This is a genomic window from Sphaerospermopsis sp. FACHB-1194, assembly GCF_014696235.1.
Classification (GTDB): Bacteria; Cyanobacteriota; Cyanobacteriia; order Cyanobacteriales; family Nostocaceae; genus Sphaerospermopsis; species Sphaerospermopsis kisseleviana.
This window is the reverse complement of sequence record NZ_JACJPU010000062.1, coordinates 1-25,166: the sequence shown is the minus strand read 5'-3', so window position 1 is coordinate 25,166 and position 25,166 is coordinate 1. Positions and strand designations below refer to the sequence as shown.

The 25,166-nt window shown below is 37.2% G+C and carries 19 protein-coding genes; 12 read left to right on the top strand and 7 right to left on the bottom strand.

All coding sequences use genetic code 11. From position 1 onward, the window contains the following. The 4 genes from H6F45_RS26300 to H6F45_RS26765 form a co-directional block, all read left to right on the top strand. Positions 1-299 (top strand): hypothetical protein (locus H6F45_RS26300; protein ID WP_206754860.1); only part of this gene is annotated, 299 nt, incomplete at its 5' end. Between the two features lie 641 nt (positions 300-940). Then, positions 941-1,285 carry a zinc ribbon domain-containing protein gene (locus H6F45_RS23700; RefSeq protein WP_096567566.1) on the top strand — a complete coding sequence of 115 codons (345 nt, stop codon included), beginning with the start codon at positions 941-943 and terminating at the stop codon, positions 1,283-1,285. A 140-nt stretch (positions 1,286-1,425) separates the two neighbouring features. Beyond that, the gene (locus H6F45_RS23695; RefSeq protein WP_242052710.1) at positions 1,426-2,439 is read left to right on the top strand and encodes a transposase; all 1,014 of its coding nucleotides are present in this window, start codon (positions 1,426-1,428) and stop codon (positions 2,437-2,439) included. Next, a complete protein-coding gene (locus H6F45_RS26765) occupies positions 2,432-2,590 on the top strand; it encodes a zinc ribbon domain-containing protein (protein ID WP_322743387.1) in 159 nt (52 codons plus the stop codon). The genes H6F45_RS23695 and H6F45_RS26765 overlap by 8 nt, the downstream gene beginning before the upstream one ends. 105 nt (positions 2,591-2,695) lie before the next feature. Here H6F45_RS26765 and nblS read toward each other — a convergent pair whose 3' ends face one another. Continuing rightward, entirely contained in the window at positions 2,696-4,642 is a 1,947-nt protein-coding gene (nblS, locus tag H6F45_RS23690; protein ID WP_096567564.1) for a two-component system sensor histidine kinase NblS, read from the bottom strand. A gap of 432 nt (positions 4,643-5,074) precedes the next feature. Continuing rightward, entirely contained in the window at positions 5,075-6,358 is a 1,284-nt protein-coding gene (gene purD, locus H6F45_RS23685) for a phosphoribosylamine--glycine ligase (protein WP_137668975.1), read from the bottom strand. Between the two features lie 297 nt (positions 6,359-6,655). Between purD and H6F45_RS23680 the strand changes: the two genes are divergently transcribed. After that, entirely contained in the window at positions 6,656-7,606 is a 951-nt protein-coding gene (locus tag H6F45_RS23680; protein WP_190348550.1) for an NAD-dependent epimerase/dehydratase family protein, read from the top strand. 97 nt (positions 7,607-7,703) lie between these two features. On the opposite strand, the gene H6F45_RS23675 is transcribed toward H6F45_RS23680, so the two are convergent. Continuing rightward, positions 7,704-11,567, bottom strand: a complete 3,864-nt coding sequence (locus tag H6F45_RS23675; protein WP_190348549.1) for a DUF2157 domain-containing protein — start codon at positions 11,565-11,567, stop codon at positions 7,704-7,706. A 269-nt stretch (positions 11,568-11,836) separates the two neighbouring features. After that, a complete protein-coding gene (locus tag H6F45_RS23670) occupies positions 11,837-13,276 on the bottom strand; it encodes an FAD-binding domain-containing protein (protein ID WP_137668713.1) in 1,440 nt (479 codons plus the stop codon). A gap of 398 nt (positions 13,277-13,674) precedes the next feature. Between H6F45_RS23670 and H6F45_RS23665 the strand changes: the two genes are divergently transcribed. Beyond that, the gene (locus H6F45_RS23665; RefSeq protein ID WP_137668712.1) at positions 13,675-14,217 is read left to right on the top strand and encodes an acireductone dioxygenase; all 543 of its coding nucleotides are present in this window, start codon (positions 13,675-13,677) and stop codon (positions 14,215-14,217) included. Positions 14,218-14,317: 100 nt separating this feature from the next. Here H6F45_RS23665 and H6F45_RS23660 read toward each other — a convergent pair whose 3' ends face one another. Continuing rightward, on the bottom strand, positions 14,318-15,637 hold the full coding sequence (locus tag H6F45_RS23660) for a dihydroorotase (protein WP_190348548.1): 1,320 nt from the start codon (positions 15,635-15,637) through the stop codon (positions 14,318-14,320). 222 nt (positions 15,638-15,859) lie between these two features. On the opposite strand from H6F45_RS23660, the gene lepB reads away from it, so the two are divergent. The 5 genes from lepB (at position 15,860) to H6F45_RS23635 (ending at position 20,411) form a co-directional block, all read left to right on the top strand. Beyond that, a complete protein-coding gene (gene lepB / locus H6F45_RS23655) occupies positions 15,860-16,510 on the top strand; it encodes a signal peptidase I (RefSeq protein WP_096567551.1) in 651 nt (216 codons plus the stop codon). Between the two features lie 133 nt (positions 16,511-16,643). Further along, a complete protein-coding gene (locus H6F45_RS23650; protein WP_190348547.1) occupies positions 16,644-17,795 on the top strand; it encodes an LdpA C-terminal domain-containing domain in 1,152 nt (383 codons plus the stop codon). A 53-nt stretch (positions 17,796-17,848) separates the two neighbouring features. After that, positions 17,849-19,585 (top strand): R3H domain-containing nucleic acid-binding protein, encoded by a 1,737-nt coding sequence (locus H6F45_RS23645; RefSeq protein WP_190348546.1) that lies wholly within the window; start codon positions 17,849-17,851, stop codon positions 19,583-19,585. A gap of 98 nt (positions 19,586-19,683) precedes the next feature. Continuing rightward, positions 19,684-19,923 (top strand): hypothetical protein, encoded by a 240-nt coding sequence (locus H6F45_RS23640; RefSeq protein WP_096567545.1) that lies wholly within the window; start codon positions 19,684-19,686, stop codon positions 19,921-19,923. Positions 19,924-19,928: 5 nt separating this feature from the next. Next, on the top strand, positions 19,929-20,411 hold the full coding sequence (locus H6F45_RS23635) for a DUF3368 domain-containing protein (protein ID WP_190348545.1): 483 nt from the start codon (positions 19,929-19,931) through the stop codon (positions 20,409-20,411). A 14-nt stretch (positions 20,412-20,425) separates the two neighbouring features. Here H6F45_RS23635 and H6F45_RS23630 read toward each other — a convergent pair whose 3' ends face one another. Next, entirely contained in the window at positions 20,426-21,805 is a 1,380-nt protein-coding gene (locus H6F45_RS23630) for an AAA family ATPase (protein ID WP_190348544.1), read from the bottom strand. Positions 21,806-21,979: 174 nt separating this feature from the next. Between H6F45_RS23630 and H6F45_RS23625 the strand changes: the two genes are divergently transcribed. Further along, positions 21,980-24,274 (top strand): ATP-binding domain-containing protein, encoded by a 2,295-nt coding sequence (locus H6F45_RS23625; RefSeq protein ID WP_190348543.1) that lies wholly within the window; start codon positions 21,980-21,982, stop codon positions 24,272-24,274. A gap of 422 nt (positions 24,275-24,696) precedes the next feature. Here the strand turns inward: H6F45_RS23625 and H6F45_RS23620 are convergent, their stop codons facing one another. Next, positions 24,697-24,948 (bottom strand): AbrB/MazE/SpoVT family DNA-binding domain-containing protein, encoded by a 252-nt coding sequence (locus tag H6F45_RS23620; protein WP_199291232.1) that lies wholly within the window; start codon positions 24,946-24,948, stop codon positions 24,697-24,699. Positions 24,949-25,166: the final 218 nt, after the last annotated feature.

Here is a 25,166-nt window from a genome sequence, read left to right as displayed (position 1 = left end):
CAGTGGTGGGCTTCGTTTGCCTCACCTCATTTAATATAGCTGACCTCTCTGGGAATGTCAACTACTTTTTCAAAAATTTTTTAGACTTTTTGGGGAATGGGTTGAAAGCTTTACTGGAACAGGGTTTTGCAAATCAGATTAATTGCAGTCTCCAGAAGTGGTTAGTTTCTATGGGACTGCCAATGTTTGACACTCTGCGTCCTAAAGGAGCGCAGATTCTTGATTCAACGAGTCCACTTAGACTAGATCCCTTGCAGTTTCTAACAAGCGAGGTGGTTCTCTCCTCAAGCTTTACTTAGGGAATGCCCTTCCCTAGTTGGATGATTCCCAATTTGTTTGAGTTTAAATTCTGTGTCGTGTTTCGACTACTTCGACTACTTCGACTGCGCCTTTCGACACCGCCCTTCGACACCGCTCAGGACAGGCTCGGTACAAGTACGCTTAACACAAGTTTAGCCCCCATGTAGACGCGAAGCGGCTTCCCGAAGGATAGATTTTACCTATTCCTGGGTAGGAACTAGAACTATGGAATAGAACCCACCAATCTTCAATTGTCAAGGTACAGATTGCCGTTAGGCAGTTAGGTTTTTATACAGGTTGATTACCATGCCTGTTGAAAAACAATATATCATGACTGCCCCACGCATGGGCAATCCGTTCGCCTACATCCACCGCCTCAAGTACGATCAAGTATTTCCACCAAGTTCCGATACTTGAGGGGGCGTGGTTTTGGCTCACTCGATTTTCTTATAAGTTGCAGAAAAATTTATAGTGGTGCGCTGTCAGGAACGGGCAGGATGCCCATCCCACAAGATGGGGGAATATATAGTAACAGCCTACTTGGTGCAACACTCAGCCATATTTGCTGTTTGGGTCGCTGCTTGTGAATCGAATTGGCTAAAATCAAAATGTTTAACCTATTTCTATTTACTGTCAGGTTTTGGCTACTTTATCTTGTCCTCGTTGTCATCAACTTATTGATAGTCAGGCTATCACTTGTCCTCATTGCCGAATAACTCTAAAAGCTTTTGGACATCCGGGTATTCCTTTGCATCGTGCTGTTGGCAATGACTATCTTTGTGAAACCTGTGTTTATCATCAGGATGATAGCTGTAATTTTCCCAAACGCCCTTATGCTCAAGATTGTACTCTTTACCAAAATTGGCAAGAGAGTCAGTTAGAACTGGAAAGGCAGACTAATAAAAGCTGGCTTCAACGAAATCAGGGTCTAGTGCTGCTCATAGCTATATTATTTGTCTGTTTGTTAATTTCTCTGACAACCTAAGTAATATAGTTAGGACATACGCACAAGTCAGGGTTAGTAGCTAGTTACTGTTTTCTTAACCAATACTAACAAATACTCACATTTACTGAAAATTTCCTGTCATCTTTTGCTTTGTGACAGAATTACAGTAAAATCACTGTATGCTACTAGGATTCAAAACCCAACTCAAAGTTAACAAGCAACAACGACTACTACTGGCGCAACACGCAAGAGTAGCCAGACACGCTTGGAATCAAGGTTTAGCACTGTGTCAACAGGTATTATTACATAACAAACTGCAACCAGAAGAAAAAATCAAATTTCCCACAGCCATAGATTTACACAAATGGTTAGTAGCAGCCATTAAATCTACCCATCCTTGGTATTATGAAGTGTCTAAATGCGCCCCTCAATACGCATTAAGATATTTGTCAGATGCTTTTAAATCTTTCTTCAAAAAAAGTAAAGGGTTTCCTAAGTTTAAGAAAAAGGGTAAACATGATTCTTTTACCTTAGATGGTGTCATAAAAATTGACTACAGAAAGGTAAAAGTACCCGTAATTGGTTGGATAAAAACTTATGAAATTCTCCCTACAGGATATAAACCGAAATCTGTCACCATCAGTAAACAAGCTGACAAGTGGTTTATCTCTTGGAAAATAGAAATAGAAACGACTCAAACCCAGAAAAATCAAGAGTTTGTAGGAGTTGATTTAGGAATAAATCATCTAGCAATATCATCAACAGGAGAAGTATTTGATGGAGTAAAAAGTTATAAAAAGTATGAGAAAAAGTTAGCAAGAATGCAATATTTGAACCGTCATAAAAAAGTAGGTTCAAATAACTATAGAAAAGCCCAAATCAAAATAGCGAGATTACACCAAAAAATAGCCAATATCAGAAAAGATACATTACACAAAATTACTACCTATATTAGCAAAAACCACGCGGTGATAGGGATAGAAGATTTGAATGTATCTGGGATGTTAGCAAATGGGAAATTATCAAAAGCTATAGCTGATATGGGCTTTTATCAATTCAGAAGGCAGCTAGAATATAAAACACAACTGTATGGCAGTAAGTTAGTAATTGTGGATAGATATTATCCCAGTAGCAAAACTGAGGGGTTGTGGAGAAAAGAAATCATCACTGTCATTATCTCAAAGAGTGTTTAAATGTGATAACTGTGGCTTTGAGATTGACAGAGATTTAAACGCTGCGATTAATTTAAAACAAGAAGCGGTCAGATTGATCGTGTTAGCCTGTGGACTAGATAGTGCCGACACTGCTAGGGTGAAACAGGAAGAAAAAGCCAACTTTTGTTAGCATTAGTTAGCTTTTTTGTATCGGCAGAATCAACCACAAAGCAACGAAGGACACGAAGGAAAGAGGGTTTGAGAGATATTTTGCGTAAGTCCTAATAGTTAAGCGTCAAACCTTTGCTATTTCAGATGTGTCACCTGTGGTTTGCAGCAATGCGGGTACGGCTTCTTCATCAAATATGGCTAAGTCGAACCAGAAAGTAGTACCTACACCAACTTCACTGACTAAATGTACTTGACTATGATGTCTTTCCATGATGTTTCTGACAATTGATAAACCTAAACCTGTACCTTCCAGGGTGTGAACTCGATTTTCCACCCGGAAGAAGCGGTCAAATATTGCCTGTTGGTCTTCTGGGGCGATACCTATACCTGTATCACTAATTTCAATCCTGACTAGGGGATGCTTTTGTTCTGATATGGGAGGCTTTAGCTGGTAGGCGCGAATGGCTACTTGACCACCTGCGGGAGTGAATTTGAGCGCATTACCGATTAAATTACCAAAAACTTGCAGTAATAAATCATAATTACCCATTACTAGCGGTAAATTCGGGGCTACTTCCTGAACCAGTTCAATTCCTTTATCTTTGGCGTTGAGTTGGTAAGTGCGTAAGGTCTGCTCTAATGCTTGTGCTAAATCAACACCATCAAAGTTGTAAGTGCGACCGGATTCTAGTTTTGATAAATCTAATACATCGTTGACTAAGCGGGTAAGTCTGTCGGTTTCATGATTTACAGTTGCGAGAAATTCGCGGCGGTCTTCTGCTCCTAAGTCTTCACCGTAGTCATGGAGTGTTTCTATATAGGTCTTGATATTAAATAATGGTGTGCGTAGTTCGTGAGAAATATTGCTGATAAATTGACTTTTGGCTTCATTCAGTTCTACTTCACGGGTGATATCTTGCACTGTAATGGCGATACCTTTAATACTTTCTCGTTGCAGGTTCAGGACTGTGGTTAAAAGAATACGGATAGTGCGTTTGGTGGGTTGGTTGAGGGGGATGCGGAACTCAGCACTTTCACATTCACCGGCTGCCATTTCGTACAAGGTGCGGGTAATTTCCATTTGTACGCTTTGGGGTAAGTTATGCAGTACATTCTTACCTACCACATCAACCCCTTCCCAGGCAAAAATGCGTCGTGCTGTGGGGTTGACTAAAATTACCTGCATATTGTTGTCAATTAATACTGCACCATCGGCAATGGTGGAAACCAAGGTTTCTAATTTGGCTTTTTCGGCGGTTAATTCTTCTATGTTTTGTTCTTCGTAGCGTTCTAGACGCTCTGCCATTTCATTAAAGCTGAAAATAAGCTCTCCTAGTTCCCCTCCCAGTGGTAGGTCAATTCGCTGTTTAAAATTCCCGGCGGCAATTTGTTTAACGCCTACTAATAGTTCTTTAATTGGTTTTGTAATGGTTAAAGCGTTAATTACTCCTGCTAAAATAACCATCACCCAAATTGTGATAAATACAGCGATGGTGACATCACGGGTAAAGTTGGAGGAAATGACTACTGTGGGGTTGGGGTTGATGCCAATGGCCAACACGCCTAAATATTTTTGATCCTCTATTAAAGGAATAAATACATCTGTGACTAAACCATCTGGGGTGTTATGTTGGCGTACCATTGGCTGGTCATCGTCACCAGGATAATCTTCTGGTAGTTGTATTTTTCGTTTGATGGTGAGGGAGTTTTCTACTTCGGTTTCCCAAAAAGGAATGCCAAAAAAGATTTTCCCGGTTTCATCAGAGTAAAGCATATATCTGACGCTAGATGTACTGCTGTAGAAACGTTGGGAAAATTGGGCTACCTCTGTGAGATTGTTTTCCGCGATGAGTGGGGCAACGTTGGAAGCTAGTAGTAGTCCCAGGTCACGACCAAAGCGGGTATCGTTAAGACGTGCATCTTGTTGAATGGTGTTGACTGCCCAAAAAGTTAGGCCACTCATGAATAAGGAAACAACTAGGGTGGCGACTGCTAGAAGTTTGGTTTGGAGGGTAAATTCATACCACCAATGGCTAATGACGTTGCGGATTGTTGTGAAAAAAGCCAGCATCTTAAATATATTTATATATATAGGACTCCTATTTGATTTTTGAACAGAACTCAGTACATGGTTCGGCTTCGCTCACCATAAATACTGACAGCCTTCTTTCCTGTTCCCTGTTCCCTGTTCCCTGTTCCCTGTTCCCTGTTCCCTGTTCCCTGCCTCCACGAAAAATTCATGAATCAAATCGGATCACTATAGCTGTTAGTAGTTGTGTGTTTTCTGTCTCAACCATTTAAAAATTAACAGTTAATTCAAAAAAGGTGTTAGGGAGAAATGGGGAAGATGGAATGGTGGGGAGGTGGAAAACCTACTAACCTGCTAAATTACAGTCTATTTTATCTGAATGAGGTACACAAAGGCGGGCAGGATGCCCACCCCACAAGATTTATTATATTAAAATGTTAATATGTGTACTTCATTTACCTGCAAAGTGCTGTATCACTTTGTTTTCAAGACACGATGACCGATATCTCGACGGTAGTACATTCCTGAAAATTGAATGTGTTTGATTCCAGTGTAAGCTTGGGCGATCGCTTGCTGAAAATTTTCTCCCATTCCAGTAATATTTAAGACTCTACCACCGTCTGTAACGATTTGCTGGTCTGAGTTCAGCTTTGTGCCGGCATGAAATACTATTGCACCTACTGTTTCTGCTGCTTCAATACCGGTGATCACTTGGCCTGTCTCATAATCTCCAGGATAACCACCTGAAGCGGCAACTACTGTAGCTGCTGCACCTGGTTTCCAAGTTAGAGGTGGCATTTCTCCTAAACGCTGCTGGATACAAGCTAAGATTAAATCTTCTAAGGGTGTATCTAGCAAAGGTAAAATGACTTGAGTTTCTGGATCACCAAAGCGACAGTTAAATTCTAAAACGCTAAAGTCGCCATTGTCTGCAACCATTAAACCAGCGTACAAAACTCCCCGGTAGTCAATACCTCTATTTCTTAAAGCTGTGATGGTTCTTTCTAAAACTTCTGTTTGCACACGCCCCATTAATTCCGGTGTGGCGATGGGTGTAGGCGTATACACTCCCATACCTCCGGTATTTTCTCCGGTGTCGCCTTCTCCTATGCGTTTATGATCTTGAGCAGGTAACAAGGGGCGAATGGTTAACCCGTCTGTTAATGCTAAAACTGAAACTTCTTGACCTAATAAGCATTCTTCAATGACAACAAAATTACCTGCACTGCCAAACTGTCCTTGAAAAATAGCATCTATAGCGGTTTCTGCTTGTTCAACGGTTTGGGCTACTATGACACCTTTACCAGCAGCTAAACCATCAGCTTTAATGACAATTGGCACTCCCTCTGCTTGTACATAAGCTTTTGCTGCTGCTGCTTCTTGAAAAACTGCCGCTTTAGCCGTGGGAACTCCTGCCTCTTGCATTAAAGCTTTAGCCCAGGCTTTACTAGCTTCTATTTGCGCTCCGGCTTTGTTTGGACCAAATACCATCAGTCCTTTACTTTGCAGATAGTCTGTAATACCCTTTGCTAAAGGTACTTCTGGACCAACCACTACTAAAAAAATGCCCTTTTCCAGAGCAAATTTGCCTATGCCTTCAAAGTCATTTACCGCTAAAGGCAAATTTTGGCAACGTTCCATTGTTGCAGTACCGCCATTCCCAGGTACACAGACAACTTGCTCAATTTTGTCTGATTGTAGCAGTTTCCACGCTAGAGCGTGTTCACGTCCCCCATTACCGACAACTAAAACTTTCACTTATTTCCTCGTGCGTTCCTGTCAAAGTGCGAATGCCACAAAGTTACTCGCAGATTAATTTTTTCACTAATTATCCTAATAATCAAGGTCTGAACGGGCAAGGGGAAACTAGGAACACTTAATTTAGTAAGTCAAATTCATCACGATTTACTAAAATTGTCAACAAACTATAAAGTTTTGTGGTTTTTAGTAAAAAGAAAATGTCTAGTTAAAAAATTAGCACAACTTAGCATAACTTATTAACAGTTAGAATGACGTTGATAAAAAAAATCATAAACATTTCAAGACATCGGGAACATGACTAAAATTATCGTTACTGGGGCTGCTGGGTTTATAGGTTCTCACCTGGTCAATACCTTATTGCAACAGGGAGAACAAGTAATTGGCATTGATGAATTTAATGATTATTATGATCCACAGTTAAAGCGAAAAAATATTGCCACCTTTGAAAATTCACCGAATTTTACTTTAGTTGAAGGGGATATTCAATTTTTAGATTTGCCAAAACTTTTTCAAGATGTGGAAATAGTATATCATCAGGCAGCACAAGCTGGGGTGAGAAATTCCTGGGGTCAGGGTTTTCGGGCTTATACGGAACGGAATATTAACACTACACAGGTTTTGTTGGAAGCTGCTAAGGATGCTTCCCGGTTGAAAAGGTTAGTATTTGCCTCAACATCCAGTGTATATGGTGATGCGGAAACTTTACCAACTCATGAGGAAATTGCACCTAAACCGGTTTCACCCTATGGTATCACTAAGTTAGCTGCTGAAAGGTTGTGTGGACTATATCATAAAAATTTTGGTGTGCCTTTTGTTTCTTTGCGGTATTTTACGGTTTATGGTCCAAGACAAAGACCAGATATGGCATTTCATAAGTTTTTTAAAGGGGTTTTGCAGGATGAGGCTATTCCTGTCTATGGTGATGGACAGCAAACGCGAGATTTTACATTTGTCAGTGATGCGGTTGCTGCTAACTTAGCTGCTGCTACTGCACCAGAAGCGGTGGGAGAAATTTTTAACATTGGTGGTGGTAGTAGGGTGGTTTTAACTGAAGTTTTGGATACGATGGAAGAAATTGTTGGTAAGCCTCTTAAACGCAATCATATTGAAAAGGCTATGGGTGATGCGCGTCATACTGCTGCTGATGTTTCTAAGGCGCAAAAAATTCTTGGTTATCGGCCACAGGTTTCTTTGAGGGAGGGTTTAGCAAAAGAATGGGAGTGGGTTAAGTCTTTGTATTTGTAGTTGTTGATCCCCCCAACCACCCTTAAAAAGGGGGGCTTTTAATTTTTAATTTTTAATTTTTAATTTTTAATTTTTAATTCTCAATTTTTAATTTTCATTATTCCCATTGTTGAAATTTCTCGATGCTATTGCGAAGTAAAGAAGTAATTTGAGTGCGTCGGGTTTCAAAGTTGGCTGCTATATAAATTAAAAGAATGCCTACTAATAAGCCAATTATCCATTTTAAGAAGGAGTAACTGAGGCTGAAAATTACTAATTGATAAATGCTGGTAATGATAAAAGTTGCTGTACCAACATACAGGAAGGCACGTATTTTTAAAGCTAGTCCGGCAAAGATAGCAATAAGGCTAAAAATACCGGGTATGTAAGGTAAATTTTGATAAAATAATATTGTCCAACCACAAACTAAACCACTACCAATAGTTCTGATAAAATGACGTATTGGTTTAAATTCTTGTGGTTTTAATTGTGGGTCTATTTGGGCAATATATAATATTGATAAGCTGATGGGTGTGATATACCATAAGCTATCTGTGAAGTTTAATTGAATAAACCATTTAAATAATGCCCAATTAATTAAAATTACACTAATGTAGGTAAAGCGAATTTGTCTGGTTTTTGTAGACAGAAAGATATAGTATAAAGCAGCAATAATTAAGGTCAGGGGATAAATTTGCTGTTGGGTGATTCCGATAATGATTAATGGTAGAATGTATGATGTACGTTGCCACGGTGTTTTTGACCAACCTAATTTTTCCCAAGGTGTAATGTAGAGGAAGTAGGCAAAGATGCAAGCTAAAGCACCGTTCCAAGGTGTTAACTGTTGAGTTAAAAAGCTACCTATGGGTAAATTTTGTAAATAAATACCTGTTATCCCTGCTGTTAATAAACCTAGATAAACCCAAATTTCATCTTTACTGATATTACTAACAGTTTGTACAGGTTGATGGAAATTATTTCTTCTTCCTTGCCATATTCCATAGCGGGTTAAAAATAGTCCTGTTCCTATAGCTGGATAAAGGTTAATTTCTGTGGGAACTGTGACAGCAGCTAATAATAAAATGCTACTCCAAAACCAATGTAAATGGGCAATATTTTTTAATTCTCCTGGTGTGAGACAAAAATAATTTATTAACCAAGGGGAAAGGATACGGTAAGCATACATGATGCTAGTTCCTAACGCTGACATAGCTATTAAACCATCTCTTAATGCACCTCCTGTAGCTTCAGACATTTGATAAAATAGCAGTTCATAAGCAGAAATTGATATCCCAATAATGCCAAAATAAAGTAATGGTTTAAATTCTTCTCTTCTCCTTCCTACACCAACTAAAATTAAGGCTATCCCTAAACTATATAAACCTGTCCAGTCGGTAAAGGTATTGAACCTTAATAAAACACTAAATGCACCATAAATTATGGGTAAAATATGGAAACTTTGAGGTATAGTTTGAGAGGATGTTTGATATTTTCTGCGCCACAATTCACCGAATAGTTGAGTTATTAAACCCAAGGCAATATTAGCAATTCCTATTTTAATAATTGATGGTTCACCAAAACCTAAAATTTCCGCCACTAACAATTCTAAACACCAACCAATGCTATAAAATGCCCAGTTTGTTAATTGTTGATAAGTACGATAAATAATGGCAGTTAAAGTTATTGATGTAGCCAATAAATAGAAAATTTCGGCATTGCTATTTACCGTATACACAAGGAATGAATGTAAGGTAATTCCTATTAATTCTATGGTAGATAGTGCAATAGCCCATTTATCACTTGCTGCTGCGTAAATAAGGGTTAATTCGGTATTTTTTCTTAAAAGTATGGTACGTCCTAACCATAAAGTAAAGATAGCAAACCCACCAACCAAAAACCAAACTGATAAAGCTAAATTTGGTATATTCCACAATAATGCAGCAATAAAACTCAGTCCAAAACCGATGGTTAAAGCAGCAGTTTCTTGTTTTATTAAATAGCGGGTATTGACAAACAACACACTTGCACTTATACCCAAACTAATTAATCTTGTTTCTGTTAAAGGTAGGGTTAAAAATTGGGCAGCAATGACAGATAAAATACTCAAAAAAGTATTAAAAGTGCGATGTTGTTCATCATGAGTGAGAATAGCTAAACCTGTAAGTGCTAAAGGTGTAATTAACCAAATAACTCCCCAATTGTGATCAGATAATAATTGTACATTTACCAACAATAAAGAAAAACTCAAGGTAGCAAGTGCTAAACCAATATACCAAGCACTACGTTTCCAAATTCCTGCACCGAGACTAAATACCCATTCTGCAACCATGACAGTTAACAAAATTGTTGCCCAAATTTCTTTACTCAAATTTGGTGATAACCAATTGATAGCAGAAAAAACAGCCAACAAACCTGTAACATGAGTTAAATACAGTAAATGGGGAAGAGACGCATAGCGTTTAGTAACGATAGCTAAAGTAATGGCAGACAATAAAAGATTGAGTGTTAATAAGGTAGAATTTAGTAAAGCGAACATTGTTAAGCAAACCCCTAATAATAGGGTTAGCTGTTTACCAAAAACTGCTAATTCTTCTTTTTGTTCATGATGCAATTTTTCTGTGAGAATTAACATCAATATTAAATAAGGGAATAAAGCAATACTCAATAATGCTAAAGGTTGATTTTGAGAATTAGTCAGATAAGTTGCTGTATTAATGATAAATTGCTGTAATGTTTCTGGTACTATCCGCCAACTTAACCAGGTTGTTTGTAAACCAATCAAGAAAATAGCTGTGAAATCAATTTTTGAGTTATGAATTTGTAAACGCTGACTAAAAACCCATAAACTTAAACTACTGATAATTATTGCTTGTTGTGGTTGAGTGAACACTGAAACTAACCAACCTAAAAATAATAAAATTCCCCCTATTTTTTGCCAAATAGCAGCAACAGAGGGGGTAGATTTAATATTTTTAGCTGATAACCAAACCGCTAACAAACCACAAATACTAATTGCTAAACCTAACTGCGTGACATTAACACCAGCAACAAAAATGGCTCGAAATAATAATCCTAATAAACCATAAATAATGACTGCAAAATAAATTCCTACTCCCCAGCTATCATCCTGTGTGTCGATATTTTCTCTTGGTTGTTTGAGTTTTTGATAAACTGTAATTAAGGTTGTACATACTATTGCTATATAAACAGCAATTAGGGGAAAACCTGATATTTTCCAACCCCAATGTAAATAACTTAAACTGAGAATATTCAAAAATGGTAACTTCCCTGATGGAAAATTACCAATAATTGTGCGATTTTTAGCAAGTAAAACTGTAATGGTTGATAGAAATAAAGAAGCAATAGCTAATACTAACCAGTTAATAGGATTATTCCATAAATTAAAGCTATCCATTGCCCAAAAATTAACAGGCACTAATAACCAAGTGACAATTAATAATGTCTGTGCTGTCAATTTTAAATTATCTTGTTTACCTGCCCAAAAAGTAAAACCACCAAATGTTAAAGTATAAGCTAATAAAACTCCATATTGTCCAATAGCGGGAAATTTTTCCCATTGACTTGCTGCTAAAACACCAGAGGATAAAACGACTAAAAACACTCCTAAAAATAATAACCATCTCACACTTAATTCTTCACCTAATGATTGCAGCATCGCAGTGATAAAATTAGGTTGAGGTGGTGTTTGTGGTTTTGGGGTTGAGGTGGCAATTAATGGTTTTGATGTGGTAGTCTTTGTCAATACTGCTTGTGTTTGATATTCTAATTGTGGTTGTAATTGTGGTTGTAATTGTGGTTGTAAAACTACAGCACAAACTAGATAAGTTTGACATATTTGCCTAACTTTGGCATCAGATATTAAACCTAGACGCAACCAAATATCTAAACCTTCTAATAACTGAGGATGGGAACTAGGTATTCTCAGTTCAACTGTTAGTAGAGGATCACGGGATGATGACATAAGTTTCAACCGTATCAGTAGATACTTATATTTTGATTGTATTGTTACAATATTTTGGTGTTTGTTGTGCCAGTTCTCAGAATATCTTACGCAAAGCCGCAAAAACACAAAGAAAAGTTAAGTTTTATCGCTAAAAGTACAAGGTATGTTGTAGCCATTTGCTAAAACTGTCACTTTAGAGGTTTAATTATTGCTGCTGGAGTAAGTTCTGTGTGTGTTTTGTGTGGGGGATGGTTAATGTTTATATCCTTCCCCTCTAAAAATAAAAATTAATCTGTACCAGCTTTCTGTTCTTGATACAATTGTTTAAACAAAGCTTGTTGTTTTTTATGATCTACAATGGGTGCAGGATAACCAACTGCACGACGTTCTAAGGGTGTAATATTTCCACTTATTAAATATTCTGTATCTACAGATTTCAATTCTCTCACCCATTGTCTGATATATTCACCATCAGCATCAAATTTCTGTGCTTGACTAGCTGGGTTAAAAATTCTTAATGGTTTGGGGTCCATTCCACTTGACGCACTCCATTGCCAACCACCATTATTAGCAGATAAGTCACCGTCGATGAGTTTCTGCATAAAATATTTTTCTCCCCATTGCGGGTTTATAATTAAATCTTTGGTTAAAAAACTGGCTACTATCATTCTACATCTATTGTGCATCCAGCCTGTTTCATTTAATTGTCGCATGGCTGCATCAACTATGGGATAACCTGTTTTTCCTTCACACCAAGCTTGAAAATGTTTTTCGTTATTTCGCCAAGGAAAGTTTTTAAAAACTTCTCTATATGCACCTTCAGCTAATTCTGGAAAATGGTACATGGCGTGTTGATAAAATTCCCGCCAAGCTAATTCTTTTTGCCAAGCGATAATATTATTAGTGAATTCTTCACTGTTACTATTTGCTAATAATTCTGCGGTTTTATGCCAAATTTTTCTTACTCCTATCACACCAAATTTTAAGGCTGGACTTAATAAAGATGTACCTTCAATAGCAGGATAATTTCTTTGTTCATCATATTCATTAATCACAAACTTGGTAAATTTGTCTAATTTTTTATGTGCTGCTGTTTCTCCTGGTGCAATTATTAATTCCCTATCCCAAATAAAACCTAAATCTTTCGCTGATGGTAAATTAATTGTGCCTGTTTTTTTAGCTATTTCCTGTTCTGCATCTGTTAAATTTTCGCAGTTTTCTAAAGTTGCAACTGGGTTATTTTTAGGTTTGCTACTCCAATTTTTCCAGAAGGGAGTATAAACTGTGTAAGGAGTTTTTGAACCACTAAAAATCTCATCGGGTGAATGTAATAATTGATCCCAATTTTTCTCTAGAGTCTGAATACTTTTTTCTTTAAGTGCCAAAATTACACTTTTATCCCGTGTTTGTGCGTAGGGTTCTACATCCCAATTCCAAAAAACTGCTTTTGCTTTCAAAGCTTCAGCTAATTTGGGAATGGCTGTTACTGGATTATCTTGTAAAATTAATAACTGACTACCTGCTTGAAGATATCGTTGTTGCAATGCTTGTAAACAACCAATCATGTAACTAACTCTAGCAGATGCAACATCATCCTGTTGCAAAATGTCAGGATCTACACAAAAAACACCTACTACCTTTGCAGTTTGTTTTCTAGCTGCTGCTAGTCCTGTATTATCGGAAATACGTAAGTCTCGACGATGCCAAAATAAAATCAGGTCAGACATTTGTTGACAATGGTTACAATATAGTTTATTTGTACTATGATACTACTAATGGTATTATTTAGCATCATGCAAGTGATTAATTTTTATGTAAGGACTGATAATAAAGCAGAGTTTTCACGGCATTCTTGATAATTTATAAAAAAACTTACTGTTATGGATTTCTGCTACAAATAAATATTCTGACTCCTGACTCCTGTACGGGCGAAGCATTCGGAAAATAGCCTTTTCATAAAATTGATAATTTGTCGACCGAATGCTTCGCCCCTACGACTCTTTGAACTCCTGAACTCCTGATTTTATAAAGTATCGTTAAAAACACCTAATTATCGATTGGCAATAGTGGCTATTTGAGACAATTTTCAGTAAACTGTTGTTAATAGAGAATTTAGCATTTTATCATGGCAATTTTATTACTGGAAGACGGAACAACGGAAAGTGATTTAAGTGCGATCGCTCATGAGTTAGAACCTCTAGGTATTAAACTCAGACATTATGATCCGGGGACATCTTTACTTTTTCCAGAACTGATGGAACAAGAAACCGTTACAGATGTCGAAAAGCGTCATATTGTAGGACTTCATAACAGCGTGTTTGAGTTTCTTCAGCAAGAAAATGGTTATTTGTGGAGTGATTTACTCAATATACATCCTGGTTCGCCAAATTTGGAAACTTGGATGGCTACTTATGGACGTTATCACACCCATAATGCTGCAGAAGCTATTTATTTGTTAGCAGGAGAAATAATTTATGGTTTTGTGAAACCTGATCGCACTCAAGTACAACTGTTAATTACATCACAAGACTATTTACACATTCCCGCCGGAGTAGAACATTGGTGTAGTTTCTCAGCATCTTTACATTTTAAGGTAATACGCTATTTCACAACTGTCGAGGGTTGGGTACCAATTTATACAGATACTCATCAACAGTTTAAAATTTAGCTTTTGAGAAAGTGCATCTACCAATAATCTACTTTCGGCGAGTCTGGGTAAAATAGATTCGCTTTAATTTTTTAATTTTTTGGGAAAAACCGATTATTTACTACAGGAAAGTTAAAGCTTGTCCGCGAATTTCCGTATTTACCTTTCCTTGATCATAAACAATTTCACCACCGACAATAGTTGTCACAGGCCACCCTGTCAAATTCCAACCTTCAAAGGAATTCCAACCACATTTACTTAAAACTTCTTCCCGCTTTACTGGTTTGTAGGTATTTAAATCTACTAAAACTAAATCCGCATCGTATCCAGGGGTAATTTCTCCCTTGTTGGGAATACCATAAGCGGTAGCTACTGCTTTAGACATCCAGTTCACCACTTGGGAAACAGTACATTTTCCAGCCATTGCTGAGGTTAACATTAAAGGTAGAGAGGTTTCCACACCTGGCATACCGGAAGGAGTATTCGGGTAAGTTTGACCTTTTTCTTCTAAAGTATGTGGTGCATGGTCAGTAGCGATAAAATCAATCACACCATCTCGTAAAGCTTGCCAAAGAACTTCATTATCATGGGGCGATCGCAACGGTGGGTTCATCTGTGCTAATGTGCCAATAGTTTGATAAGCACTGGTATTTAATAACAAATGTTGTGGAGTCACTTCCGCTGTCACCCAACTCGGTTTATCTTCACGCAGTAACTCCGCTTCTTCAGCAGTTGACATATGTAGAATATGTAACCGTCGTTGATATTTCTTAGAAAGCTTCAATGCTAATTGTGTCGCATTCAAAGCAGCTTGATTATCTTGAATTTGGGAATGAATAGCCGGATCATGAATACCAGCAAACTCTTGACGACGTTGGTTAATTCTCGCTTGATCCTCTGCATGAACAGCAATTAAACGACTACCATGAGCAAAAATCTGCTCTAGTACAGTTTCCTGGTCAACCAGCAATTGACCGTGCATAGACCCCATAAAAATCTTAATACCCGGAGTGGGTTGGGCAGAAATTAATTCTGTTAAATTATCGCCTGTTGCGCCAATAAAAAAGCCATAATTAACTAAGCACTTATTGGCAGCCCTTTGTAGTTTATCATCTAAAGCTGACTGGCTGGTTGTCAAAGGTCTTGTATTCGGCATTTCCAGAAAAGAGGTGACACCGCCTCTAGCACAAGCACAACTAGCAGTAAACAAGTCCTCCTTGTATTCCAAACCGGGTTCGCGGAAATGTACTTGCGGATCAATGACTCCCGGCAACAAAGTTAAACCTTGTGCGTCTATTTCTTGAGTTGGTGTGGCATAAGAGATTTCTGACGCTACCTCGACTATTTTACCGCCTTGGGTCAGCACATCCCCAATTATAAACTCACCATTGGGTAGAATTACGCGTGCTTGGCGAATCAGTAAACTTTTAGCAGATGACATAAATTTAATCAGTTATCAGTTCACAGTTAACAGTTATCAGTTTTATCTTCTCCTATATGTTAAAAGAAAATTAATTTCTACTCAGTCACAAACTTCTAGCAACCCATATCAACATCTATTAGGAAAAATCACTTGTCTAGTTAAAATATTAAAATAACAATAACATCACAGTCTCTCTCATCAGTTCAGTGCTTGTCTGTTACCCTAAATTTCAGTAATTTCATGCAAAATCAAGTGTCTGATAAAAACTCTAGCCAACAACCTGATAATTCCTGGATCGTCGAGCTAGGCAAAACTGTTATATTGAGCGTCTTTCTAGCTTTGGGGATTCGCACCCTAGTCGCTGAAGCGCGTTGGATTCCTACAGGGTCAATGGAACCGACGCTGCACGGTGTACAAGACCAATGGAAGGCTGATAAGATTATTGTCGATAAGGTGACATATAAATTTGCTAACCCACAGCGAGGGGATATAGTTGTATTTTCACCCACAGATGAACTCAAAAGAGAACAATACCATGATGCCTTTATTAAACGCATTATAGGTTTACCAGGAGAAAAAATAGAACTTAAAGACGGCAAAGTATATATTAATAAAAAATATCTGCCAGAAGAACAATATTTATTTACCTCATCCCGTACTGTTGTGGATGTTTGTGCATCAGGATCGCAACCTCCTTTCTTAGCGAAACCGCAAACCATACCAACTGATTCATACTTAGTGTTAGGTGACAATCGTGGTAGTAGTTATGATGGACGCTGTTGGGGTTTAGTACCACGGGAAAATATTATTGGTCGTGCTGTGATTCGTTTTTGGCCTCTGAATAAAATTGGCGGTCTTGATAAGTCTCCTTTGTATCCATCTCAAAATTAAGAAGGCAGGAGGCAGGAGGCAGGAGGCAAATATTTCTCCCCTACTCCCCTACTCCCCATCTGCTGATCAAAAAATTGGATTTTTTCCTGATCAGGGGCTGCAATTTTGATGGCAAAAAAAGCATAATAGAAGGGTGACCAAACTCTTAGCCCCTTTACAATCCCTAAAACAAGGTAACTGGTTTAAGCTGATTTGTGGAGCCAGTTTCCAACATCTACCGGCGGTCAGAAGTTTAACTTTAGCCTATACTTTGGCGGGTGCTGACTGCATAGATGTGGCTGCTGATCCGGCTGTAATTAATGCCGCTCAGGAAGCTTTACTGGTTGCTAAAACTCTTGTTAAAGATGCTCAAGCGAGAGGCTTTAATTTTTCAGGCCATTTACCCTTGTTAATGGTCAGCCTTAACGATGGAGAAGATCCCCATTTTAGAAAAGCCCAATTTAATCCTATTTATTGTCCACAAGATTGCCCTAGACCCTGTGAAAAGATTTGTCCAGCCCAAGCTATAGTTTTTAACAATCAAAAAGATAGCTTTTCAGGAATTATTGCCGAAAAATGTTATGGCTGTGGGCGTTGCATTCCTGTTTGTCCTTATGAGATAATTGATACAGCATCATATCTGTCAACGCCGGGAGCGATTGCACCATTGATCATGTCAACGGGAATAGATGCCATAGAAATTCATACAAAAGTAGGGCGTTTGGCAGAGTTTCAGCGTTTGTGGGAGGCGATCGCTCCTTGGGCAGATCAATTAAAGTTATTAGCTATCAGTTGCAATGATGGTGATGGTTTAATTGATTACCTACAAACAATTTATGATCTAATTTCACCCCGTACCCAAACCTTGATTTGGCAAACAGACGGGCGCTCTATGAGTGGTGATATCGGTAATGGTACTACCATAGCAGCAATAAAATTAGGACAAAAAGTTTTGGCAGCAAATCTACCGGGATATGTGCAGTTAGCTGGGGGTACTAATAGCTACACAGTTCCTAAATTAAAGGCTATGGGACTTTTAAACGAATTTAGATTGCCGATTTTAGATTTTGGATTAGAAAATGACAATCCAAAATCCAAAATCCAAAATCCAAAATCCAAAATTGCTGGTGTAGCCTATGGTAGCTATGCTCGTGTGTTGCTGTCATCAGTTATTGACAAGTTGGAAAATCAGGAGGTGAGTTCCACTGGTGTTAAGGCAAGTCTGCGCCTTGAGGATGAACCGGAATTACTTTGGCAAGCTGTAAAACTTGCTGATTCTCTCGTTTCTCAGATTAAGTCACAGTAAGAGCGTTAAATTGCTCATTCGTTATCTCTAAAAACGTCACCACCATAGAAAGCATGACGATTACAGAAGACCTGCAAAAGTTACTGGACATTTTACCCCAAGACCTGCAACAGCAACTAGATAACCATCCTAAAAGAGATCATTTAGTTGAAGTGGTTTTGGATCTAGGTCGTCGCCCAGAAGCTCGCTTTCCTCATGCTGCTGAGTATCTGAGCGAATACCCTGTCACTCAAGCACAAATAGATGATTGTATTCAACGAGTCGGAACCTTTGGTGGAGATAATCGGGCGGGTATTGAGCAAACTTTACATCGGATCAGTGCTATCCGCAACCGCAATGGTAAAATTATTGGCTTGACTTGTCGTGTGGGTCGGGCGGTATTTGGTACTATTGGCATGATCCGCGATTTGGTAGAAACTGGTAAATCAATTCTCATGCTTGGTCGTCCCGGTGTAGGTAAAACTACTGCTTTGCGGGAAATTGCCCGTGTGTTGGCAGATGAATTGAATAAACGAGTGGTGATAATTGACACCTCAAATGAAATTGCCGGGGATGGTGATGTTGCTCACCCAGCTATTGGTCGCGCTCGGCGGATGCAGGTAGCAAAACCAGAATTACAGCATCAGGTGATGATTGAGGCAGTGGAAAACCATATGCCAGAAGTGATTGTCATTGATGAAATTGGTACAGAATTGGAAGCCTTAGCTGCCCGTACAATTGCGGAGAGAGGTGTACAATTAGTGGGTACTGCCCACGGAAACCAAATTGAAAACTTGATCAAAAACCCCACCCTTTCTGATTTGGTAGGGGGTATTCAAGCGGTGACGCTAGGAGATGACGAAGCGAGAAGACGCGGTTCACAAAAAACGGTGTTGGAACGCAAAGCGCCTCCCACCTTTGAAATTGCTGTGGAAATGTTGGAGAGACAACGCTGGGTAGTACACGAAAGCGTGTCCGATACCGTTGATACTCTATTAAGAGGTCGTCAAGCTAACCCACAAACGCGCACTGTGGACGACAAGGGTAAGGTGTCTATTACTAGACAGTTATCTGTGGTTAATGGTCGCGGTGGTCATTTAGCTAGTGAGGATGAATCTTTTCCCGCAGTTAAACAAGTTAATGGCTGGCGTGCTTCTGGTCAAATGGTAGCTTTACCTCCTTTGTCTGTGGAAAGGGAACGGGTAACGGGACGCAGCGAGTTTGACCGCTTGTTAGATGAGTCTTTGAATTATGGTGAAAGTATTGATTTCGGTCATACTAAATCACCAGGTCCCAATGGGGAAGATTTGCCTTTGCACGTTTACCCCTATGGAGTGAGTCGTCACCAGTTGGAACAGGTGATTGGGGTGTTAAGTTTGCCTGTGGTCTTGACAAAAGACATAGATAGTGCTGATGCGATTCTGGCGTTGCGATCGCACGTCAAAAACCACGCGAAATTAAGGCAAATGGCTAAGGCGCGTCATGTCCCTATTCATGTCATTAAGTCCAGCACTATTCCCCAGATTACTCGCGGTTTGCGGCGTTTGTTGAACATTGACGAGCCGGAAATTACCGATGATCAGGAATTACAATTGTTTTTGCACAGTGGTAGCGATGACGAAATAGACGCATTAGAAGAAGCAAGATTAGCGGTTGAACAAATTGTCATTCCTAAAGGTCAACCGGTGGAATTATTACCCCGTTCTGCTCAGGTGCGGAAAATGCAGCATGAGTTGGTGGAACATTATCGGCTTAAATCTCATAGTTTTGGTGAAGAACCAAATCGCAGGTTAAGGATTTATCCGGCTTAATTTCACACTTTATCCCCCTTTCCGATGTGGAGAGGGGGCTAATAATGACATCAAATCATCCAAAATTAGAAAATCAAAGATTTACGAGTAGCAAATAAATGAATCATCAAACTACCTTTAAAGAAATTGCTTCTCAAGTGCAATTATTTCAGAGTATAGAACAGAAAGAAAGATTTATATTTGTGCTTGGTGCTTTAACATCTCGGTTAATTAGTTTACATAAAGCAGCCGAAATTATGGAAATGGATACAGAAATATTTTTGAAAATTTTAGAATTAATGGGAATAGATTTTTCATATCTTACCGTTGACGATATTGCTATAGAAAAAAACTGGTAAAGATCATGAAAATAGTTTTTAACTCTTCCCTTTTGATTTTTTTATCTCGGTTGGATTTTCTTGATTTATTTCTGACTATGGAAGCTGAATTTTTATTACCAGAAAGTGTTAAAGAAGAAATCAGTGCTAAACAAGATCAATCATCCATACATATTAATAAACTAATCAGCGAAAATAAATTAACAGTACAAAAAGTACAATTAGTTTCTCTAGCTAATAGTTTAAATGACTTCTTAGGAATAGGAGAGTCTGAAGCTATTGCTTTAGGGGTAGAATTACAACCAGATTATATTATTTTAGATGACTTTGCTGCTAGAAAAGAAGCAATAAGATTAGGATTAAACGTTAAAGGAACTTTAGCAATAATTCGTAAATTACAACTAGATGGTAAGATTAATATTTCGGATTTAGATATATTGTACCAAAAAATCAGGGATGTTAATTTTAGGATCAAGCGAGAAATTTTTGATAGTATTTTTGAGTATTGATACATGAATGATGCTCAATCTTTACAGTAATTTTTCACATATTCCCGAAAAACAGGAGACAATGAAAACATGACTTTATCTTCTTTAATTTTCACCACTAAATACCGTTGTTGTAAAGATTGTAATCCATTATTAAAATCAACAGAAGATAAATTTAATTTTTGTGCTAACCTTTGTCTTAATTCTTCTCTGGAAATCGGTTTTTCAAATTTACTCAGTTGTAATACTATTTGTTGTTCTATCGGTGATAAACGGTTAAATTTATCTTGAAAATAAGACTGCATTTGTTGGGTAATATGTAATATATTCTCTGCTAAAAAATCGGCAACTTCACCATCATAATTTTTGGTGATTAAGACGGTAATAGTTTTTAAAAACATCAAATTACCTTGGTATAAGGTAATAAGATTTAACCAACTATCCTGATTTGTTAATCCTGTGTTTTGGAGAATTTCAGGATGATATAAACCTGAGAGTTCTAAAGATTTAATGGGATATAATTCTGGATCTAAAGATTCCATTTCTGGACATTGTTCTTGACTAATTACAATAATATTACTTTGATGTTGGGTTTCTGTAATTATTTTGAATAGGGTTTGATAATCTTGATATTCTGGTTGATATTTTCCCGCAAGTTCACCAGTTGTAAAGATATTTTGGATGTCATCAAGGATGATTAAACATTTGTTGTTGGTGAGAATATCAAGTAGTTGTTTGATTTTATCATGTAAGGTTTCTTTGGGTTGTTTTTGACAGGTGTTAAATAAGTCATTAAGGAGTTGGGTTAATGGTTTAGGGTATTTGAGGGTTTTCCAGATAATGATTTCAAATTTATCGAGGTTTAAATCTATGAATCTTTTTGTGAGGGTGGTTTTACCTATTCCTGATGTTCCTAAGATGCAGGTTAAGCGGGTATTTTGGTTTAGTATCCATTGTGTGAGGGTTTGCAGTTCGGTTTCTCGGTTGTGAAATTTGATGATTTGGGGTGATAGAGTGAGATCGTGGTAAGATGATTTATGTTGATTATTTATATTAGTTTCTTGATTTTGTTTATTAGGATTATTTAAGGTTTGCGGATAATAAAAACTATTATTATTACCATTTATATTATAAATATTAGAACTTTCAAATGATTTAATATATCCCCTTTCTAATGTAGAACGAAAATTAGTTTTTTTAATATCTTCATTCAATGCTTTAGATAAAAGTTGCCATAATTCCGCACCTACATCACCTATATGATTTTTAGTAACATTGTGTTCTTGTGCAATATTATCATAGGTTTGTCTTTCCCATGTTCCTGCAATGACAGCAGTTTGAATATCATCTAGATGCTTTCCAGTTTTATCAAAGACTATCTTATCAACAAATTTTACAACTTCGTTTACAGTCATAAAAGCTATACATAGTATGGTTTTTAACCATTATAGCTAAATGTGATCCCATTTTTTCCGATCTTTTCCGGTTTTTTTCTTAGTATTTTGTAATACAAGAACAGTATAAATCCGTATCTACAACAATGAAAACTATAGTATAAAGAATTAATCTACACATAAACAACAAATACAATGACTACGAAAGCTAGACAAGGTTTACCACGTTTTATTACTACAGAAGCTATTGCACCAAATAATGATGCTGGTTATCAAAAAGTTTGGGATGCAGTCAGAGCAGCATTTTCTTCTAGTCGTGAGTCTAGTATTGGGTATTGGCGTTATCCTCTTTTTCTGCAAGTTGGCGATCGCCGCAAAGAACCAGATATACTTATTGTTGATCAACAATGGGGCATTATTATAATAGAAGTTTGTCCTGTAAATATTGAACAAATTACATCAGTTAATGATAACTATATCCAGTTTATAAATAATACTCTACAACAAAATTATTCTCTGGAAAATATTTCTAAATATGCCGCAGTGTTGCGTAAATATTGTGATCAAGAACCTATTAAAACTCCAGAATCAGATATTCAACAAAAAATCATTGGACGTACTTTAATTGCTTTTCCCAATATTAGTACAAAACAATGGCAAGAAAAAGGATGGACGGGAACAGAAGAGGGTACACCATTTATATTTAATAATCAACTGGGTGAAGTTGGTTTAAAAAACCGTATAGAAAAATCTCAGGCGGCGATTACAGGCGAATCATTAAATGATAGTCAATATAAATCCCTTTTAAGTGTTATAAGTGGAACATCTATTCTGCGTAAGTCTTTAGAAAGAATAGAATCTGCTGATAATCAAAGTCTTTACAATATATTAGCAGAAGCACAAAAACTGATGTATGAATGGGATGTTAAACAGGAATATATTGGTAAAACTATTCCACCAGGTCCACAACGAGTAAGAGGAATTGCTGGTTCAGGAAAAACTGTTCTTTTTAGTCAGAAAGCAGTGATTATGCACCTGAAACATCCTGAATGGAAAATTGCATTTGTCTTCTTTACTCGTAGTTTATATGACCAAATTGAAAAATTATTTGAGTTATGGATAGAACATTTTACTAATGGAGAAATCGAATATAACAATTTCCCTAATTCCAATTTAAGAGTTCTTCATGCTTGGGGTGCAAACAATAGAGATGGTTTATATGGTGAAATTTGTAGAATCGAAAGGATAAGAAAGTTAAATCCACCTGATACAGGAGAAGAAGTTCCTAATAATGCATTAGCCTATGGTTGTCGAAACTTTTTGCAGCAAAAGCCAAAATTCAACCCTATTTTTGATGCTTTAGTGATTGATGAAGGACAGGATTTAATGACGGAAGATGATCTAAAATTTACAGCAGAAGATGGTGAAGAGAAACAGTCAATTTATTGGTTAGCATATCAATCATTAAAATCTGTGACTAAGGAGCAACCTGAGCAAAAACGTTTGATTTGGGCTTATGATGAGGCGCAGAGCATACATTCTACAGGAGCAGTTGCACCAACAGCAAGCAAAGTCTTGGGTGATGAACTGAGTAATGTCTTAGGTGGTAGTCGTAAAGGTGGTAGTCGTGAAGGTGGTATTTATCCGGGGGGTATTCGTAAAGCTCATGAGATGGAACGTTGCTACCGTACTCCTGGAGAAATCTTAACTGCTGCTTATGCTTTTGGTACTGGTTTATTAAGAACAGAAGGAGTGCTAAAACCCGAACGTATGCAGAAACAAGATTTACATTCTATTGGGTTTGAAGTGGTAGAAGGTAAAATCAGCAGTAATGCTAAAATTACTATTACCAGACCTCCAGAAAATTCACCTAATCCAGTTCCTCGCATCTCTAATCATCCAGTGATTAAATTTGAAAACTATGATTCTCGTCAAGATGAGCTTTTCGCATTAGTAGAGAAAATTAAATATAATTTACAAGAAGATCAATTAAGTCCTAGTCGCAACATCTTAGTAATTGCTTTGGGTTATACTACTCCACCTTTTTATAATGGCAATAAATTAGAAAGAGAAATAGCTAATTTTTTAATAGATTATGGAATTGATATTTATATTCCTAGCGCATTAGCATTAAATGATATTAATCCCAAATGGCCTAATAATAATCCTGATTTATTCTGGTTTGATGGTGGTGTAACCGTTTCTAGAATTGATAGAACTAAGGGAAATGAAGCAGATATGGTTTATGTAGTTGGGTTAGATAACATTGCTAAAAATGAAAGCGATACAAAACTACGAAATCAATTATTTGTAGCTTTAACGCGTTCTCGTGGTTGGGTGAATATTAGTGGTATTGGTAATTATCCTTTCTATGAAGAAGTAAATAAAGTAATTGCACAAGGTAATACTTTTACTTTCACTTTGAAAGGAGTCAAACTACCTGAAGATGCTAATGATGATTTAACTGAAGAAGATGAACAAAATCTTTAATATTCAGTAGTAGGTTGGGTTGAGGAAACGAAACCCAACACATATATCAATCTTGAATAAACTCACCTATTTAAAAATACTTAATAGTGTGGTGTCAACTTAATCAAAAAATGGCTGATCTGTTAGCTTCCACCCCCGCCCAGAAATGAATTTCCGGGCTAATAACCAAAGTAAACTAAAGTTTACTAGAAGATTTTTTGTGTTTATTTAGTCATCTTTAGATGACTTTTGCTATTAGACTGGGAATTCATTCCCAGTCGGGTTATGGTTTTGATTTTAAATTGACACCAATTAGCATTGCTAAACCCCTACAAAAATATCAGTAATATCAGTTTTTGTAAATAAATTGCATATGTAAATAATTCGATATTTTTAATTTATCAATGATGCACCATTTCATTTAGTGATACTTTAGAAATGAGTTAGCGGTAACTCCCTGAAGCGATCGCTTGTTCCATTTCTTCAATTGTTTTAGCTTTTCCTTGATAATTCAAACACCCAGCAACATCATCTAATTTTGTTTCAGGAAAAGTTTTTTTAGGTTTTAATAAAATTCCATCACCTACATTAATGATTATTAATTCTTGACCATCTTGCCACTGATACTGTTCTCTTAAATTTTGGGGAATAGTAACTTGACCTTGACTTGATAGCTTGGTAATTTCTATTTGCATAATTTTCAAATATATATAACAACTTAATTATAACATAGATTCCTATGGATGATTGCCTGATAGAGATCGCTATACTACCCATAATTTACCTTACCTCCACCAAATCAAATAATTAAAAAATCATAAAAATTCTTATTAATACATCAGTATCAAATACAATTAACCAGCAAATAAAAAACTAAAAAACCTAAACATGAACCAAACAACAGCCAATTATG

Excerpts from the sequence above, each read along its gene's own strand:
- H6F45_RS23695 (WP_242052710.1), top strand. The coding sequence starts at position 1,426 with ATGCTACTAGGATTCAAAACCCAACTCAAAGTTAACAAGCAACAACGA.
- nblS (WP_096567564.1), bottom strand. The coding sequence starts at position 4,642 with ATGCTGGCTTTTTTCACAACAATCCGCAACGTCATTAGCCATTGGTGG.
- H6F45_RS23680 (WP_190348550.1), top strand. The coding sequence starts at position 6,656 with ATGACTAAAATTATCGTTACTGGGGCTGCTGGGTTTATAGGTTCTCAC.
- H6F45_RS23675 (WP_190348549.1), bottom strand. The coding sequence starts at position 11,567 with ATGTCATCATCCCGTGATCCTCTACTAACAGTTGAACTGAGAATACCT.
- H6F45_RS23670 (WP_137668713.1), bottom strand. The coding sequence starts at position 13,276 with ATGTCTGACCTGATTTTATTTTGGCATCGTCGAGACTTACGTATTTCC.
- H6F45_RS23665 (WP_137668712.1), top strand. The coding sequence starts at position 13,675 with ATGGCAATTTTATTACTGGAAGACGGAACAACGGAAAGTGATTTAAGT.
- H6F45_RS23660 (WP_190348548.1), bottom strand. The coding sequence starts at position 15,637 with ATGTCATCTGCTAAAAGTTTACTGATTCGCCAAGCACGCGTAATTCTA.
- lepB (WP_096567551.1), top strand. The coding sequence starts at position 15,860 with ATGCAAAATCAAGTGTCTGATAAAAACTCTAGCCAACAACCTGATAAT.
- H6F45_RS23645 (WP_190348546.1), top strand. The coding sequence starts at position 17,849 with ATGACGATTACAGAAGACCTGCAAAAGTTACTGGACATTTTACCCCAA.
- H6F45_RS23640 (WP_096567545.1), top strand. The coding sequence starts at position 19,684 with ATGAATCATCAAACTACCTTTAAAGAAATTGCTTCTCAAGTGCAATTA.
- H6F45_RS23635 (WP_190348545.1), top strand. The coding sequence starts at position 19,929 with ATGAAAATAGTTTTTAACTCTTCCCTTTTGATTTTTTTATCTCGGTTG.
- H6F45_RS23630 (WP_190348544.1), bottom strand. The coding sequence starts at position 21,805 with ATGACTGTAAACGAAGTTGTAAAATTTGTTGATAAGATAGTCTTTGAT.
- H6F45_RS23625 (WP_190348543.1), top strand. The coding sequence starts at position 21,980 with ATGACTACGAAAGCTAGACAAGGTTTACCACGTTTTATTACTACAGAA.
- H6F45_RS23620 (WP_199291232.1), bottom strand. The coding sequence starts at position 24,948 with ATGCAAATAGAAATTACCAAGCTATCAAGTCAAGGTCAAGTTACTATT.